Genomic DNA, 15109 nt, shown 5'->3' with positions numbered 1-15109 from the left:
CGCTGAGCCCACGGACGTCACCGCGTGCCTCCGCACCAAACAAGTGCGGCTCCTTCGCAGCAGCTGGCCCTCGCGGTACGTCTCCAGCCACGGTCGGCCGCCCTCCGCACTTCACCGGTGCGGCTCCATCGCCGCACCATCGAGCGCGCCCTCAAGCCGCGCGGCACTCCTTCGTCTCGCACCTCACCAGCGCGACTCCATCGCAGTCCCTCGACGTGACGGAACGTGTCCCGGTACAGGCGGCATCTCCGCACCCATCGGTGCGGCCCCATGTCGGCGAGGGGTGAAAACTGACCGCTGAACGCGGATCAGCGGTGACCCACCTCGCGATCGTCTGACCATCCTGATCGGCGCGGGCGTTCCTCCGCACCTCGCCAGTGCGGCACCATCGCAGCCTAGGCCGGCCTGCGCCCTTCTACGCCCTGGAGCAGTTCCTCCGCACCACTCCGGTGCGGCACCATCTCAGCCCCGGAGTAGGCCCGATCCGTTCCGAGGCGAGCGTCGTTCCTCCGCACCTCAGCGGTGCGGCATCATCTCAGCCACGTCCTGCAGCCGCTGACCTGGGGCCGGGTCGTCGCCCCTCCGCACCTGACTGGCGCGGCGCCATCGCAGCATGGCGCCGGCCTCGATGGCCGGGCCGCTCGCCTGATGCCTCCGCGCCACTTCGGTGCGGCTCCATTGCAGCCAGTTGACCCACTGGCCGTGCTCGGCAGAGCCGACGTTCCTCCGCACCTCGCCGGTGCGGCACCATCGCAGCTTGCCGTCTTCGCTAATAAGCATCAGCGCGGTCTGAAGTTCCTCCGCAATGCCTCAGTGCGGCGCCATCGCAGCCCTGACACCCTCCGCGTCGAGGTGACCCGCACGTGTCCCTCCGCACCCTCCCGGTCGGCAGCATCGCAGCGCGCCCCCTCGCACCGGCAAGAGCGCCCTGCTTGGCGGTTCCTCCGCACCATCCTGGTGCGGCACCATCGCAGCGTCTCCGCCCGGATCATCAGCACCACCTTGTCGAGGTCGCTCCGTACCTCACCGGTGCGGCACCATCCCAGCCCCAAGGCCACCGCGAAGGCCTCCGTGCCGTACGGGTTCCTCCGCACCACATGGGTGCGGCACCATCGCAGCGAGCGTGGCTTAATGAGCGTCCGCAGGGCTGCCAAGATGTCGCTCCGCACCTCCCCAATGCGGCACCATCGCAGCTCCAGCGGCATGCTGCAGATCAGCGTGGCCTCGTCGTTCCTCCGCGCCTCTAGAGCGCGGCACCATCACAGCCTTTCCGCGGCCCAGCTCGACTCCCTCCCCCGCCTCCTCCCCCGCACCTCGCCGGTGCGGCACCATCGCAGCAAGGTGCTGCCCGCCGGCCGACACCTCAAGTCGAGTCTTCCTCCGCACCTCGCCGGTGCGGCACCATCGCAGCGCGGTGCCCGACATCCCGCCGCCGAGAATGTTGTTGGGCGTCTCCGGACCACTTCGGCGCCGGTTCATCGCAGGGAACTCCTCGCACAGGCTCTGGAGGCTCGGCTCCACGGTCGCTCCGCACCACCCGGGTGCGGCACCATCGCAGCGACAAGTCGGCCGGGCAACGGTACGACGAGATCCGGGGTCGCTCCGCACCATCCCGGTGTGGCACCATCGCAGCAACAACCCCGACCACACCATGTACTTCCAGGACTGACGTCGCTCCGTACCGTCCCGGTTTGGCACCATCGCAGCATCCTCATCAAGACGGTCACGTGGTGGGTGCCGACGTCGCTCCGCACCATCCCGGTGCGACACCAACGCAGCTCCGCGCCCAGGTCGAACCGCGACCGGTCCCACGTCGCCGCTGCGCACCGTCCCGGTGCGGCACCATCGCAGCACGGCGAACTTCGCGGCCTCGTTGTCGGCCGTGTAGGCGTCGCTCCGCACCATCCCGGTGCGGCACCATCGCAGCCCCTGCTCGACCGTCACGTACGGCAGCTGACGCACCCGTCGCTCCGCATCATCAGGGTGCGGGACTATCACAGCGACTGCAGCTCACTGGTGCAGTGCGCGTGGTGGCCGTGTCGTTCCGCACTGTCCCGGTACGGCATCATCGCAGCGCGTTCTCCATGAACCCGTAGCTGGCGCACACCGCCGTCGCTCCGCACCATCCGGGTTCGGCACCATCGCAGCCCGATACCGCCCTTACCGCCGAACACCGCAACCACCATCGCAGCACCCAGTGCTGGAACCTGCGGACTGCCAGGATCGCACCGTTCCTCTGTACCTCACCAGCGCGGCTTTACCGCAGCCACAGGACGATGTCGGCGGGCCGGCCGGCCCGCTGTAAGCGGAACTCCGCACCATCCCGGTGCGGCACCATTGCAGCGACACGGTCGAGGAAGCCCTCGCCGCGGCCCGCGAATCGCTCCGCACTGTCCTGGTGCGGGCACCATTGCAGCTTCGACGCCACCTGGCCGTGCTCGAGGTCCTCCCAAGTCGCTCCGCATCGTCCCGGTGCGGCACCCTCGCAGCTAGGTCGCACGTGGCACTTCCGCGCCGTGCGCCTCACGTCGCTCCGCACCGTTCCGGTGCGGCACCATCACAGCGCCGACGTCCAGATGACCGAGGAGCTGAACCTGCCCACTCGCTCCGCACCCCTGTTGGGGCACCATCGCAGCTCCGCTCCGTGGCGAGCCGCGAGGTGACCATTTCGTCGCTCCGCACCTCCCGGTACGGCACCATCGCAGCTTCGATCTCCCGACCGTGACGACCACCCGGGCCGGCATGTTGCTCCGCACCATCCCGGTGCAGCACCATCGCAGCTCGTCCGGCGCCTCGGTGACCAGCCAGACCACCGCGTTCCTCCGCGTCCAGCGGCGCGGCACCATCGCAGCATGGATAAGAAGACCGAACTCGGCTCCGGCGCCCGACGTCTCCCCGCACCATCTCGGTGCGGCTCCATCGCAGCCACCGCATCGGAGAGCTCACGGCCGCGATCCATCACAGCCGCTCCGCACCAACCCAATGCGGCACCATAGCAGTTCCTTCGGGTCAGACAGCCACCTCAGAGGACGTTAAGTCCGTTTCTGGTAGCGGCCGCGTCCGGGTTGTTCGAGGAGTCCCTGGCGGACGAGTCGTCCCAGGCGGGAGCGGGTGACGTTGATCGAGGGCTCGTCGGTTCGCAGGCCGAGGAGTTCGTGTAGTTCGCGAACCCGGAAGACCTGCCCGGGATGCTCGTTGAAGGCGGTCACGATGCGCTGGTAGACCGTGGCGGTCTCCGCAGAGGCCGGTTCGTGGTCGGGCAGGGCGAGGCCGCCGATGACCTTGCCGGTAGTGACGATCTCGGCGAGTCGAGCCTCGACCTCGGTGAGGGCAGTTGTGAGTTGGTCGATCTGTTCGCGCAGGTGGTCGGCGCGTGCAGCGGTCTCGTCGTGTTCGGCTTGCAACAGCCGCAGGAGTTCAGTGACGTTCACGCGGCCAGCTCGACGTCGTCGCGCCAGGCGGGGCTGAGGGTGGTGAGGCGGCGGAGCATGCCGGCGGTGGAGGCCCAGTAGACGCGGGAGGCGGCGTTGTCCAGCCGGTGGTCGTAGTCGCGGGCCAGGCGCCGGTGGAGCATGAGGGTGCCGTTGACCTGCTCGACCACCCACCGCTTCGGCTGCGGGACGAACCCCTTGCCCTGGTCGGCGGGGTTGCGGCGGACCACCTCGACGGTGATGTCCTTCACCGCCCCGTGGATGATCACGGCGTCCTTGAAGCCCTGGTCTACCAGGGCTTTCTCCAGGCGCATACCGCACCGTTCGGCCGCCTGGTCCAGCAGGGCGATGCCGGCCTCGTTGTCGTGCGCGCTCGCAGCCAGGACCACCACGCCGATGACCAGGCCCAGCACGTCGACGGCCAGCCCCCGCTTCCTGCCGGGCGTCTTCTTGTTCGCGTCCAGCCCCGTCGTCTCCTTCGGCACCCCGGCCGCCGCACGGACGGACTGGGTGTCGATGATCACCAGGGACGGGTCCTCTAATCGCCGGGCCCGCTCCCTCACCTGGCAGCGCAGGATCTCCTGGATCCGCTGGTCAAGCCCGTCCTGGCGCCACAAAGTGAAGTAGTAGAACACCGCCGACCAGGCCGGTAGGTCATGCGGCAGGAGCCGCCACTGACACCCCGTCCGGTTCTGGTATAGCAGCGCGTTCACGACCTCGCGCAGATCGCAGGAGCCCGGGTCCCCGGTCGCCGACCGAGACACCCGCTCCTGCTTCCATGCGGTGACCAGCGGCTCGATCAAGGCCCACTGCCCGTCGGACAAGTCCGTTGAGTACGGCATCCGTTCCATACTCCGACCCCATCATGCACACGACATGCGAGTCAGCCCGAACGGCTCCCTACCCACGAACGGGCGACACCAGATCATCCAGAAACGGACTTAACGCCCTCTCATAGCGTCGTGGAGTATCTCCGCACCACTTCGGTGCGGCTCCATCACAGCAGCATCTCGGGGACACCGAGGCGGAAGCGGCGCTCAAGTGCCTCCACATCACTTCGGTGCGGCACCATCGAAGGCTGCCCAGCGGCACGGGGGCGGGAGCCTCGGCGGCCCGGGTCTCTCCGCATCACCCCAGTGCGGCTCCATCGCAGCATCATGGCGCGCGCCGCACCGAACTGCTCGTGCGTCACACCTCCGCAACCCACGGGTGCGGCTCCATCGCAGATACCGGATCAAGCCGGATGGGAGGTGGACCTGCTCAGTGCCTCCGCACCACTTCGGTGCGGCACCATCGCAGCACGATGCTCGGCAACGCTGGTGTCCAAGGCCCCATGGGTCGCTCCGAGCCACCCTGGTCGGCACCATCGCAGCACTTTCAATGGCCAGTCCAAGCGGCAGTCGTCGTGGGGGTCGCTCTGCACCAGCCCGGTGCGGCCCCATCACAGCAAGGTCAACTTCCATATCGTCCGCAACCCGCCCCAGAGTGCCTCCGCACCACTTCGGTGCGGCACCATCGAAGGTACGTACTGCCGGAGATCCAGGCCCGCCAGCCGGCCGGTCGCTCGTACCATCCAGGTGCAGCACCATCGCAGCTGCCCGGCCAGTACCAGCTCGGCGGGAGATCCGGCTGTCGCCGTCCCGGTGCGGCACCATCCTCAGCCCGTGGGCCAGCTCCGTCGCATCGGAGCTCGCCTGCCGGCGCTCCGCGGCCTCAGTGCCGTGGCCGTCGGGTCGATCCTCCCCCTCATGCCGTCTCGGCGATGGTCACCGTGTGTAGACGATCGCGGGCCACGGGCGGGCCTGGGCCGAGCCCACGGAGGCGTCCGGAAGGCCCCAGGCGATGCCTCCGGCACGAGGTCACGAAATCTGCTGACGTCTTGACAGATTCGAAGACGATCGCCCAACTGCCCGAAAACATGGCCGGATTACGTCGGGAGGTGTCGAAAAGTTGATAGTCACGATTCGATATCGGTCACCGTGGGTAGTCATTTTTGGGGCCAGAAACGCCCCTTACGGAAGGTCTCGACCCCCGAATTCGACCACTCCGAGGCCACTTGGTCCCCATCCGGTCCCCAGTCGTATGCGAACGAGTGCCTGTCAAATCTGACGCCATGTCATGCAAAAGGCCGTTCACCTGGGCGTCAACCCGGCCAACGGCCTTTCCGACTCACGTCGGGACGACAGGATTTGAACCTGCGACCCCTTGACCCCCAGTCAAGTGCGCTACCAAGCTGCGCCACGTCCCGTGGTCTCGGCGCCTTCGGCGGAGCCTGGGGGGCTCTGCGGTGGGGCTTCTCGACCTTGTCGCTGGTGTCCCGGCGACGTGGAAAACAATACAGCACGTCGGGGGGTGCTCGCTGCCAGGTATCCGGGTGGCGGGGTGGTGGGGGTCAGGGGGTGGGGTTGCGGGCGTCGTAGCGGAGGAAGGCGGGGCGGCGGGCGGCGAGGAGGAGGATGGCGGCGACGCAGGCCAGGCCGCCGCTGACCACGGAGGTGGCGGGGCTGGTGAGGGAGGCGACGGCGCCGGACTCGAAGTCGCCGAGGCGGGGGCCGCCGGCGACCACCACGATGAAGATGCCCTGGAGCCGGCCGCGCATCTCGTCCGGGGCTGCGACCTGCATCATCGTGTTGCGGAAGATCATGCTGACGGTGTCCGCGCAGCCCGCGACGGCGAGCAGGAGGAGGCCGAGCCAGAGGTTGTGGATCAGGCCGAAGGCGGCGATGGCGAGGCCCCAGGCGGCGACGGCGGCCAGGACGGCGGCCCCCTGGCGGTTGACCTTGCCGACCCAGCCGGAGAAGAGGGCGCCGACCAGGGCGCCGACGGCGGGGGCGGAGACGAGCAGGCCGACGGTCCGGGCGTCGCCGGCGTAGAAGGTGACCGCGATGGCCGGGAAGAGGGCGCGCGGCATGCCGAAGATCATCGCTGCGAGGTCGGCGAGGAAGCTGGTGCGCAGGTTGGGCTGCTCGCGGAGGAAGCGCAGGCCGTCCAGGACGGAGGCGCGGCCCTTGCGCTCGCCGAGCGGGAGCATGGCGGGCAGGCGCCACATCGCGTAGAGGGTGGCGCCGAAGGCGACGGTGTCGACGAGGTACGCGGCCTGGGCGCCGTAGGCGCCGATCAGGACGCCGCCGAGCATGGGGCCGACGGTGAGGCCGAGGTTCATGCTGACGGTGTTCAGGGCGTTCGCCGCGGGGAGCTGGTGCGCCGGGACGAGGCGGGGGACCATCGCCGAGCGGGCGGGCGAGCTGAGCGCGAAGAAGCCCGCCTGGGCGGCCACGGCGGCGTAGAGGACGGCGACCAGGCCGAGGCCGGCGATGGCCTGGGCGGCCAGGACGGCGGAGACGGCGGCGAGGCCGGCGGAACCGATCAGGCCGAGGCGGCGGCGGTCCGCGGTGTCGGCGATCGCGCCGCCGTAGAGGCCGAAGGCGATCAGGGGGAAGAGGGAGAAGAGCCCGACCAGACCGGTGGCGAAGCTCGAGCCGGTGAGGTCGTAGACCTGGACCGAGACGGCGACGGCGGTCATCTGCTGGCCGATCGAGGAGACCGCCTGGCCGAACCAGACCCGCCGGTAGTCGGCGTGGTCGCGCAGCGGGCTGAGGTCGGCGAAGGCCCCACGGGCCAGTCTGCGGTGCCAGGGGAGCGGGCCGTCCGGGAGCGGGCCGTCCGGGAGCGCGGACCGGGAGGCGGCGGCCGGCGCCAGGGCGTCGGACGGCTCGGAGGGCGGCACTGCGCCGGGTTCGGGCGCCCCGGGGGCGGCCGTCGAATTGGCAGGATGATTGGTCGACACAGTGCCCCATATTCACTCCGCCCGCCGACCGGGCCGCCACCGGGGCGCCGGCTGCAGGCCTCCGTCTGCCGTGACCAGCGTCCATAAGCGACGGCCGCGAGCGTGCTGATCGCCGCCGCCGGCCGGCGCCCGACCGCGACGGTCCGATCACGGCGGTCCGACCGCGGTTGTCCGTGCCGTCGTCCGACCGCAGCGGCCCACCCGCAGCAGCGGCGTGCCGACCGCGAGGGAGCCCGCGCGCCCCGCCCCCACCCCCTTCCGCCCGGCCCCGGCCCGGGCCGGCCCCGGCCCTGCGCTAACGCGTGAGGACCTGCTTCTCCCCTGCCTCGACCACGAAGTCCAGCCGGTTGCCCGGCGGCGGGAACGGGCAGATGAAGTGGTCGGCGAAGGCGCACGGCGGCAGGTACGCGCGGTTGAAGTCGAGCACCGTGTGGCCGTCCGCGTCGGGCGCGGGCAGGCTGATGAACCGGAAGCGGTAGGTGTCCGTCCCGCTGCTCGCGTCGGCGATGACGCCGGTGAGACCGTTGGCAGCGCGGCTGACCGTGAGGGTGCGGTGCTCCCCCGCGACGGTGAAGGAGACCCGGCCGGTGACGGCCAGCGGGCGCTCCTTGCCGTCCGCATTCGCCACCACCACGGCCTGGTCGTCGCCGCTCTCGAACGGGGTGAAGACCGCCGGGACGGCCCACTCCGGCGAGTAGGAGTACGCGGAGATCCCGGCGAAGGACGCCCGGCGCGGTGCGTCCGGGTCGAAGACCCGGAGGGCCAGCTCGCCCTCGCGCTCGATCGGGACGAGGAGCACCTCGCCCCGCGAAGCGGTGTCGGCGGCCGGGTCGGTGTCCGGGCGGAGCAGGACCTCGCCGTCGACCGGACCGGTGGCGCCGGCGACGGTGATGCCGTCCGCGGCCACCGCCCGGAGCCGGACGCCCTCCGCGTCAGCCCACCAGCGGCCGGGCAGGCCGGCGATCTCGGCGGGTTCGGGCTCCAGCCAGTGCGTGCCGGTGAGCGCCAGCGGCCCGTGCGGTGAGCTCACGGCGGCTGCCCGGCCGTCGCTCCAGTGCTTCCATTCCTCCGCGGCTGTCGCCGTCATCGGCATGCCCTCCCACTTCCGTCCGAGGCCCGCAGGCCTTGCTGACAGGACTTCCCCACGGGCCTCCCGGCCGGCCTGCCGGCAGGCCTTCCTGCTCCGTCAAGGGTCGCCGCGTCGACACGTGTCCGTACAGACCCGACATCGGCGCGTGACGACATTGGCACGGCGCGACATGAGTACGCCATCGCGTCGACACGTCTCGACACACCACCACGTCAACACGTCAACACCGGCCACGGGGGTGGTTCATCCCTTCAGGGGCCTGAACAGACCCTCCTGCACGACAGACACCACCAGCCGGCCGCTCCGGTCGTAGATCTGTCCGCGGGCGAGGCCGCGCGCGCCGTGCGCGATCGGGGACTCCTGCTGGTAGAGCAGCCAGTCGTCGGTCCGGAACGGGCGGTGGAACCACATCGCGTGGTCGAGCGAGGCCATGTCGAAGTGGCGGGTGCCCCAGAGCGGCTCGACGGGGGCGCGGACGGCGTCCAGCAGCGTCATGTCGCTCGCGTAGGTCAGGGCGCAGACGTGGATCAGCGGGTCGTCGGGCAGCGAGCCGTTGGTGCGCAGCCAGACGCCGCTACGGGCCTCGACGCCGTCCAGCTCCTCCTTGCTCCAGCGCAGCCGGTCGACGTACCGGACGTCGAAGGGCTGTCTGCGGCTGATGAACGGCGGCAGCTCGCCGAGCCGGGAGCCGACCTCCTCCAGCGCGCTCGGCAGGTCCTCGGGAGCGGCGACGTCCGGCATCGGGTCCTGGTGCTCGATGCTTCCCTCCTCCGGGAGGTGGAAGTCGGCGGTGAGCGCGAAGATCGAGCGGCCGCCCTGGATGGCGAGCACCCGGCGGGTGGTGAAGGAGCGGCCGTCCCGGATCCGGTCCACCTGGTAGACGATCGGGACACCGGGCACCCCGGGGCGCAGGAAGTAGGCGTGCAGTGAGTGCACGGGGCGGTCGCTGTCCACCGTGCGCCCCGCCGCGACCAGCGCCTGGCCGGCGACCTGGCCGCCGAAGGTCCGCTGGAGTGCCTCCTCGGGGCTGCGACCGCGGAAGATGTTCAGCTCGATCTGCTCGAGGTCCAGCAGTTCGACGAGTTCGTCGACGGGGGTACCCATGCGTGCGCTTCCTCTCCGGGCGACCGGCCCGGACGGAGGTCTTCCGCCCGGCTGTCGGCGCCCGTTCTCTCGAATTCTCCCGCCCCTTCGAATTCTCCAGCGAGTCCGGGCATTCCCCGCACCCGGGGTGTCCGTCGGCGAATCACTCGAACGAGATGCCGGCCTCCAGACACCCCTCCGCACCGCACTGCGAAAGCTGCCTGCGCATCGCGCTCCGGAACCACCTCCGGACGCCTCGGACGCCTTCGGAACCCGCCTCCCCAAGCCGCCTCCCCAACCCGCCTGCGCAACCCGCCTCCGGGACATGCTGATCCGCGGGCCGACCCGCCCTCAGCGCCCGGACCCGGTCGCGAGCCCGCTCTGCCGGACGGTGACGTTGAGCCGCCCGGTCAGCCCCAGCGCCGGGTCCGCCGTACCGGGCAGCGTCCGCACCACGCCGTGGTAGGCGAACCGGGACGGGCCGCCGAAGACCAGCAGGTCGCCGCTGTGCAGCTCAAGGTCGGTCCACGGACGGGTCCTGGTCTCGGTGTTGCCGAGGCGGAAGACGCAGGAGTCGCCGAGCGAGAGCGAGACGACGGGCGCGTCCGTCCGCTCGTCGCGGTCCTGGTGCAGGCCCATCTTCGCGCCGTGCGGGTAGTGGTTGACGATGGCGGTGTCGGGCTCGTAGCCGACCGCCCCCGCGACCGTCCCGACCGCCTCGCCGTACGCCTCCGCGACGGCCCGGCGGGCCAGCTCGCCGAGCTCGGGCGGGAAGGCCTTGACCGGCGTGCCGTCCTCGGCGGTCCGGCGGTAGCCGTAGGGGTACCAGTGCCAGCCGAGGCTCACCATCTGCACGGACATCATGCCGCCGGTGGGCATCCGGACGGTGTGCATCCCGGCGGGTGGCCGGGCCCACTGCCGGCAGGCGACGACGAGGCGCAGCTGGGCGTCGGCGTCGAGCCAGCCCGGGAGCAGCACCGCCCCGGGCGCCGGCTCGGACCTCTCCCGGGGTGCTCCGGCCCCGGTGCCCGCACGCCCGCCCGTCCCCGGCTCGTCGCCGAACAGCTCGCCCTGGATCACACCACCATCCTCGCGCAGCAGTCCGACGATCCGGAGGACGAGACCGGGCCGGCCGGCCAGGCCGCCGGACCGCGCCAGGCCGCCGAACCGCCAGGCCGCCGGACCGCCGGACCGCCAAGCCGCCGAACGGTCGGCCGGAGGCGGCGCCCTCAGTCGTCCGCGATCATCCCGATCTCCCGGGCGCAGACCGGCCAGGCCTCCCACCCCTGCATCCGGAGGATCTCCTCGGCGACGGCGGTCTGCTGCCGACGGCTCGCGTGGTCGGGCCGGTCGGCGAACCGCAGGCCGCCGGCCTCCTCCCAGGTGGGCGGCCAGATCTGCAGGCCGCCGAAGTAGCCGTTCCCGGTGTCGGCGCGCCAGTCTCCGCCGCTCTCGCACTCGGCCAGGTCGTCCCAGACCAGGTCCGCGACGGTCACCGCGGTGCGCGCCCGCCCGTCCGGCAGCACCACGGCGGTCGCCGGCACCGCGGCGGCGGCGAGAGCCGCGACGACCGCGGCTGCGACGGCGGCCCCGGCGGCGCCACCCCTCCGGATCGCTCCGCCCCCGGTAGGGACGAACGATTCACGGCTGATCCTACGAATCGAAGGCATAGCAGCCGACCCTAGGCGCGCGCCGCCCCGACACGGTCCGACACACCGGAGACGCCGACGGCCGCTCCCCCGCACAGCGGAGAAGCGGCCGTTCCGGATCCCTCGGGACCCGGTGGATCCACGGAACCCGCGGGTCCCGGAGGGGTCCGACCGGACGAACGGGATCAGACGGTCAGGGTCTGGCCCGGGAAGATCAGGTCGGGGTTGCCACCGATGACCTTGGTGTTCTTGTTGTACAGGTCGTGCCAGTCCAGGCCCTTGGCGGCGGCGATCTTGCTCAGGGTGTCGCCGGACTTCACGGTGTAGTTGCCACCGTTGACCTGCTTGGCGTCGTTGGAGGTCTCGGCCTTCCACGACTTGGCGGAGTCATCGGACTTCGGCGCAGCGGCGGCCTTGGGCGCAGCGGCGGCCTTCGGGGCCTCGGCGGCCTTCGGGGCGGCCGGCTTCGGAGCCTCGGTCGCCTTCGGCGCGGCGGGCTTCGGAGCGGCGGCGGCCGGGGCGGCCGGCTTCGCGGCGGTGGTCGCACCGGCGGAGGTGTCGACCGCGGCCGGGGCGCCGCCCTTGGTCAGGCCGGCCTTGACGGAGCACACGGGCCAGGCGCCCGGGCCCTGCGAGGCGAGGACCTTCTCGGCGATGGAGATCTGCTGCGCCTTGGTGGCGAGGTTGGCCTGCGGGGCGAAGGCGGTACCACCGAAGGCGGCCCAGGTGCTGGAGGTGAACTGCAGACCGCCGTAGAAGCCGTTGCCGGTGTTGATGGCCCAGTTGCCACCGCTCTCGCACTGGGCGACGGCGTCCCAGGTGGCGACGGAGGCGGCGGAGGCCGAGGTGGCCGTGACGAGGCCGGCCACCGGCAGGGCCGCGACAGCGGCGCCCGCCACGACAGCCATCCGAACGCGGTTGCGCTTGGTGACGGTGGAGGTGGTGGCAGCGGCGGACTCGTTACGGAAAGACATGGGGTTCCTCTCGACAGCCCCGGGCGGGCATGCGGAACCAAGCCCTCGGAGGGATCGATTCGCTCGCCGCGTCCGTGGGGCGGCCGGGCACGTGTCCGACGTGCCGCGCCGCCCCGGCCACCCGCCACGCACCGGCGACCTGTTCGAGCGGTCGCATCGGCGGGCACGGCCTGCGCCGGGGTGAGCCGGCGGGCTGTGCGTCGGGGGTGAACCCGGGTGGTGCTCGTTGCACCGCCAATGAAGCTACGAGTCGGCCGCCGGGGATCCAAACATCCGACGGTCTGCCCAGCTCAGCGAAGGGTTACCGACGGTAATGACCTTTCAATGGCGCCCCATTTGTCCGTTTTGGCCGTCATTTCCTAGATCAAACATCGGCGAGCCGTGACCCACCTCACGGCTTCATTCCGGCAGTCCCGTCGCCGACATCGACACATTGCGACCATGAGAACACTCCCGGCGATCGATTCCGGGGCAATAACCGTCAGCCTCGGCGACCACCCGTGACCCCTGCCACAGGGGTCCGTTGGTAGAGGCGGCCACAAACGGTCCCCTGCCCGCCCTTGCGACTCGCCCCCGCGGCCCGCCCGCGAACCGCCCGCTACAGCCTCTCCGCCCGAACGCGCTCGCCCACTCGCCCGCACCTGACCCCGCACCCAGCACACCGCCCCCAGGACCCGGCCCCCAGGACCCCGCACCAAGCCCACACCCCGCACCCGTCCCACCTCGTCATTCGCCCGTTCCCTTCCCACATCCCGACATCCCGAGGAGTTCCAAGTGCCGCGCATGCTCGACGTCAGCGACGAAGTCCGGTCCGAGATCGGCGACGACGAGGCCGACCGCCTGCTCGGTGGCGCCCACGCGCCCGACAGCTACGAGTGCACCTCCTGCCGCACGCCCGGCGACTCGCTCCAGGAGCCCACCAGCACCGTGCTGTTCGTCGGCGAGGAGACCGCGGTGCTCGCGTTCGCGCACGCCCGCTGCATCCCCTCCCAGGTGGTGCCGGTCGCCGAGGAGCAGTTGGTCGGCGCCGTCCGCAGCATCAGCCAGTCCCAGGTCGGCACCCCGGCGGCCGCGAGCGCCCCGGCGGTGCCCTCGCCGGGCGCCGCCCCGGAACCCACCGGGTCCGCCGCGCTCGGCGGCCGGCCGGACGGCGCGCTGGAGCAGCCCAGCGCCCCCGGGCAGGCCGCCATCCTCGGCATCACGTGCGGGCTCGTCCTGCACGGGGAGACCGGCCACGCCTCGCTGGTGGTCGAGCCCACCGGACCGGTCGGGCGGCCGGGCAACACCTCCGGTACCGACGAGTTCCTGGACCTCCTGCAGGACGCGGGATTCCAGCTCGTCACCGATCTCAACAAGACGCCGGACCAGCTGCCCGGCTGGTCGGTGCTGGTGGCGATGGGCAAGCTGCACGCGATCCTGCAGCCCGCCGCGGCCGGCGGCAGCACGGGGTGGTGGCAGGCGCACCAGCCGCTCCAGGTCACCGAGGCCTGGCGGATCGCGGCCAGTCAGATGGCGCAGGTGACCATGTACGCCGTGCCGGCCGGCATGGTCGGCCGGCAGCCGCGCGAGGACCTGCTCCGGCAGGCGCTGGAGCGCGCCGTGGCCCTCGGACAGGTGGTCGCCGCTTCGCTGCCGCTCGCCGGCACCTGAGCCGCCCGGGGACGGCCGGGCCGCACCCGTGAAGCGCCCGGCTGAGCCCGACGGGCTCCGGCGGGGCCCCACGCCCCGGGCTCACGCCCAGGGCCCGCCTCCGGTTCGACCCGCGTTCCACCCCCGCACCGACCCCACCGAACGCCGCCCGCGGACTCCCGCCCGCGGTCGGGCGCTGCCAGGCCGGTGCCGATCGTCGGCCCGATCGGCACCGGCCGTCTTCCGTCCGGGCGAGTGCCCACCCCTGGTGCGCCACCTCCCCCACTGCCGACACCGGGTGCCCCCCGCCCGCACTGCCGGCCCCGGGCTGCGCCACCCCCGGCACTGCCGGCCCCCGGCTGCCCATCTCCCGGGCCAGCCTCGTGCCCCGAACTGCCGCCTCCGGCCTGCGGAGCCCGCATCCCCCCGGGCTCTCGCTCGTTGGCCCTTGTGTGTACAGCTACGACGTCTCCGCATCCCAGCGCCGATCCACCACCGTCCCACCTGCCATCCCGGGCATGCGCCCGTCGTACGACGCGGAGAACCCCCACTCGACGACGCCGATCTACGACGAGCTGTACTCCGAGTACCGGCGGCTGTTCCGGGCCCTGCCGGGCGACCGCTCGGGCGAGGAGAACCTGAAGTTCACGGGCTTCGCCGTCCGGGACGGCTACCCGCTCTTCGGCGAGCCGCGGTCGTACTCCCCGCAGCAGCAGTCCTTCCAGACGTACGGGGGCCAGGCGCTCGGCCTCCCTCAGTTCATGCCCAGCCAGCAGACCGGCCCCGGCGTGGCCGGCCACGCGACGCACGGCGGCCACACGACGCACGGCGGCCACCCCTCCCACGGCGGCACTTCCCACACCAACTCCGCCCACACCGGCCCCGCCCACACCGGCGGCGCCACGCACACCGGCGCTGCCGCGTACGCCGCGCCGACCGCGCCCGGCGCCCACCCGGCCGACCCCACCAGCGACGGCACCGGCCACGCCGCGCCCGCCGACCGCCATCTCGCCCACGCCCAGAGCCACCCCGCGCCCGCGTCGCACACCCAGGCCACCGGCCACGGCGGTTCGACTCCCTCCGGCGGCCAACCCGCTCAGCCCACGGGCCAGTTCGCCAACGGACAGGGCTGGGTCGCGGCGGGCTACCTCGGCCCGGTCCCGCACCCGATGCCGACGCCCACCCCCTCCCCGGCACCGCTCGGCGGTACGGGCGCCGGTGCCACCGCCGGCCCGGCGACCGGCGGCCGCCACCGGAACCTCCTCTCGCTCCCCCCGGGCCGCGGCGGCGACCAGCACTGATCCTGCGCGGCCGCGGCCTGCCCCCGCAGCAGCCGTCGCTCAAGGACCCGCAGCATCCACCTGCCTGGGTCCCATGCGCCTCTCCCCCCACCCCACGGCCAGACGGCCCCCGCACGCGGGAGGGCCCCGCCACCGAAGTGGCGAGGCCCTCCTCGTCGTTGCGCG

At 72.0% G+C, this 15109-nt stretch carries 11 protein-coding genes and 1 tRNA gene; 2 read left to right on the top strand and 10 right to left on the bottom strand.

The annotated features are described in order from the left end of the window. Positions 1-516: 516 nt before the first annotated feature. The 10 genes from MCM47_RS21495 to MCM47_RS21450 form a co-directional block, all read right to left on the bottom strand. A complete protein-coding gene (locus MCM47_RS21495) occupies positions 517-780 on the bottom strand; it encodes a hypothetical protein (protein ID WP_238863275.1) in 264 nt (87 codons plus the stop codon). A 2252-nt stretch (positions 781-3032) separates the two neighbouring features. Next, positions 3033-3431, bottom strand: a complete 399-nt coding sequence (locus MCM47_RS21490) for a type IV toxin-antitoxin system AbiEi family antitoxin domain-containing protein (RefSeq protein WP_238863274.1) — start codon at positions 3429-3431, stop codon at positions 3033-3035. Next, the gene (locus tag MCM47_RS21485) at positions 3428-4282 is read right to left on the bottom strand and encodes an IS5 family transposase (protein WP_238863273.1); all 855 of its coding nucleotides are present in this window, start codon (positions 4280-4282) and stop codon (positions 3428-3430) included. Before MCM47_RS21485 ends, MCM47_RS21490 begins: the two co-directional genes overlap by 4 nt. Before the next feature lie 1323 nt (positions 4283-5605). Continuing rightward, positions 5606-5679, bottom strand: a tRNA-Pro gene (locus MCM47_RS21480). A gap of 144 nt (positions 5680-5823) precedes the next feature. Continuing rightward, entirely contained in the window at positions 5824-7053 is a 1230-nt protein-coding gene (locus tag MCM47_RS21475) for an MFS transporter (protein ID WP_238863442.1), read from the bottom strand. A 460-nt stretch (positions 7054-7513) separates the two neighbouring features. Beyond that, positions 7514-8305 (bottom strand): DUF1684 domain-containing protein, encoded by a 792-nt coding sequence (locus tag MCM47_RS21470; protein WP_238863272.1) that lies wholly within the window; start codon positions 8303-8305, stop codon positions 7514-7516. A gap of 246 nt (positions 8306-8551) precedes the next feature. Next, positions 8552-9412 (bottom strand): acyl-CoA thioesterase II, encoded by an 861-nt coding sequence (locus tag MCM47_RS21465; RefSeq protein WP_238863271.1) that lies wholly within the window; start codon positions 9410-9412, stop codon positions 8552-8554. A gap of 330 nt (positions 9413-9742) precedes the next feature. Continuing rightward, positions 9743-10456 carry an alpha-ketoglutarate-dependent dioxygenase AlkB gene (locus MCM47_RS21460; RefSeq protein WP_374209187.1) on the bottom strand — a complete coding sequence of 238 codons (714 nt, stop codon included), beginning with the start codon at positions 10454-10456 and terminating at the stop codon, positions 9743-9745. 164 nt (positions 10457-10620) lie between these two features. Then, positions 10621-11061 (bottom strand): transglycosylase family protein, encoded by a 441-nt coding sequence (locus MCM47_RS21455; RefSeq protein ID WP_238863270.1) that lies wholly within the window; start codon positions 11059-11061, stop codon positions 10621-10623. 164 nt (positions 11062-11225) lie between these two features. Next, positions 11226-12014: a transglycosylase family protein gene (locus tag MCM47_RS21450; RefSeq protein WP_305068003.1), complete on the bottom strand. Its 789-nt coding sequence runs from the start codon at positions 12012-12014 to the stop codon at positions 11226-11228. Between the two features lie 774 nt (positions 12015-12788). On the opposite strand from MCM47_RS21450, the gene MCM47_RS21445 reads away from it, so the two are divergent. Continuing rightward, on the top strand, positions 12789-13664 hold the full coding sequence (locus MCM47_RS21445; RefSeq protein WP_238863269.1) for a hypothetical protein: 876 nt from the start codon (positions 12789-12791) through the stop codon (positions 13662-13664). 497 nt (positions 13665-14161) lie between these two features. After that, positions 14162-14944 (top strand): hypothetical protein, encoded by a 783-nt coding sequence (locus tag MCM47_RS21440; RefSeq protein ID WP_238863453.1) that lies wholly within the window; start codon positions 14162-14164, stop codon positions 14942-14944. The last annotated feature ends 165 nt before the right edge of the window (positions 14945-15109 follow it).

This window comes from Kitasatospora sp. A2-31 (genome assembly GCF_022288725.1).
Taxonomy (GTDB): Bacteria; Actinomycetota; Actinomycetes; order Streptomycetales; family Streptomycetaceae; genus Kitasatospora.
The sequence above is the reverse complement of the archived record's forward strand: the minus strand, read 5'-3'. Positions and strand labels throughout refer to the sequence as shown.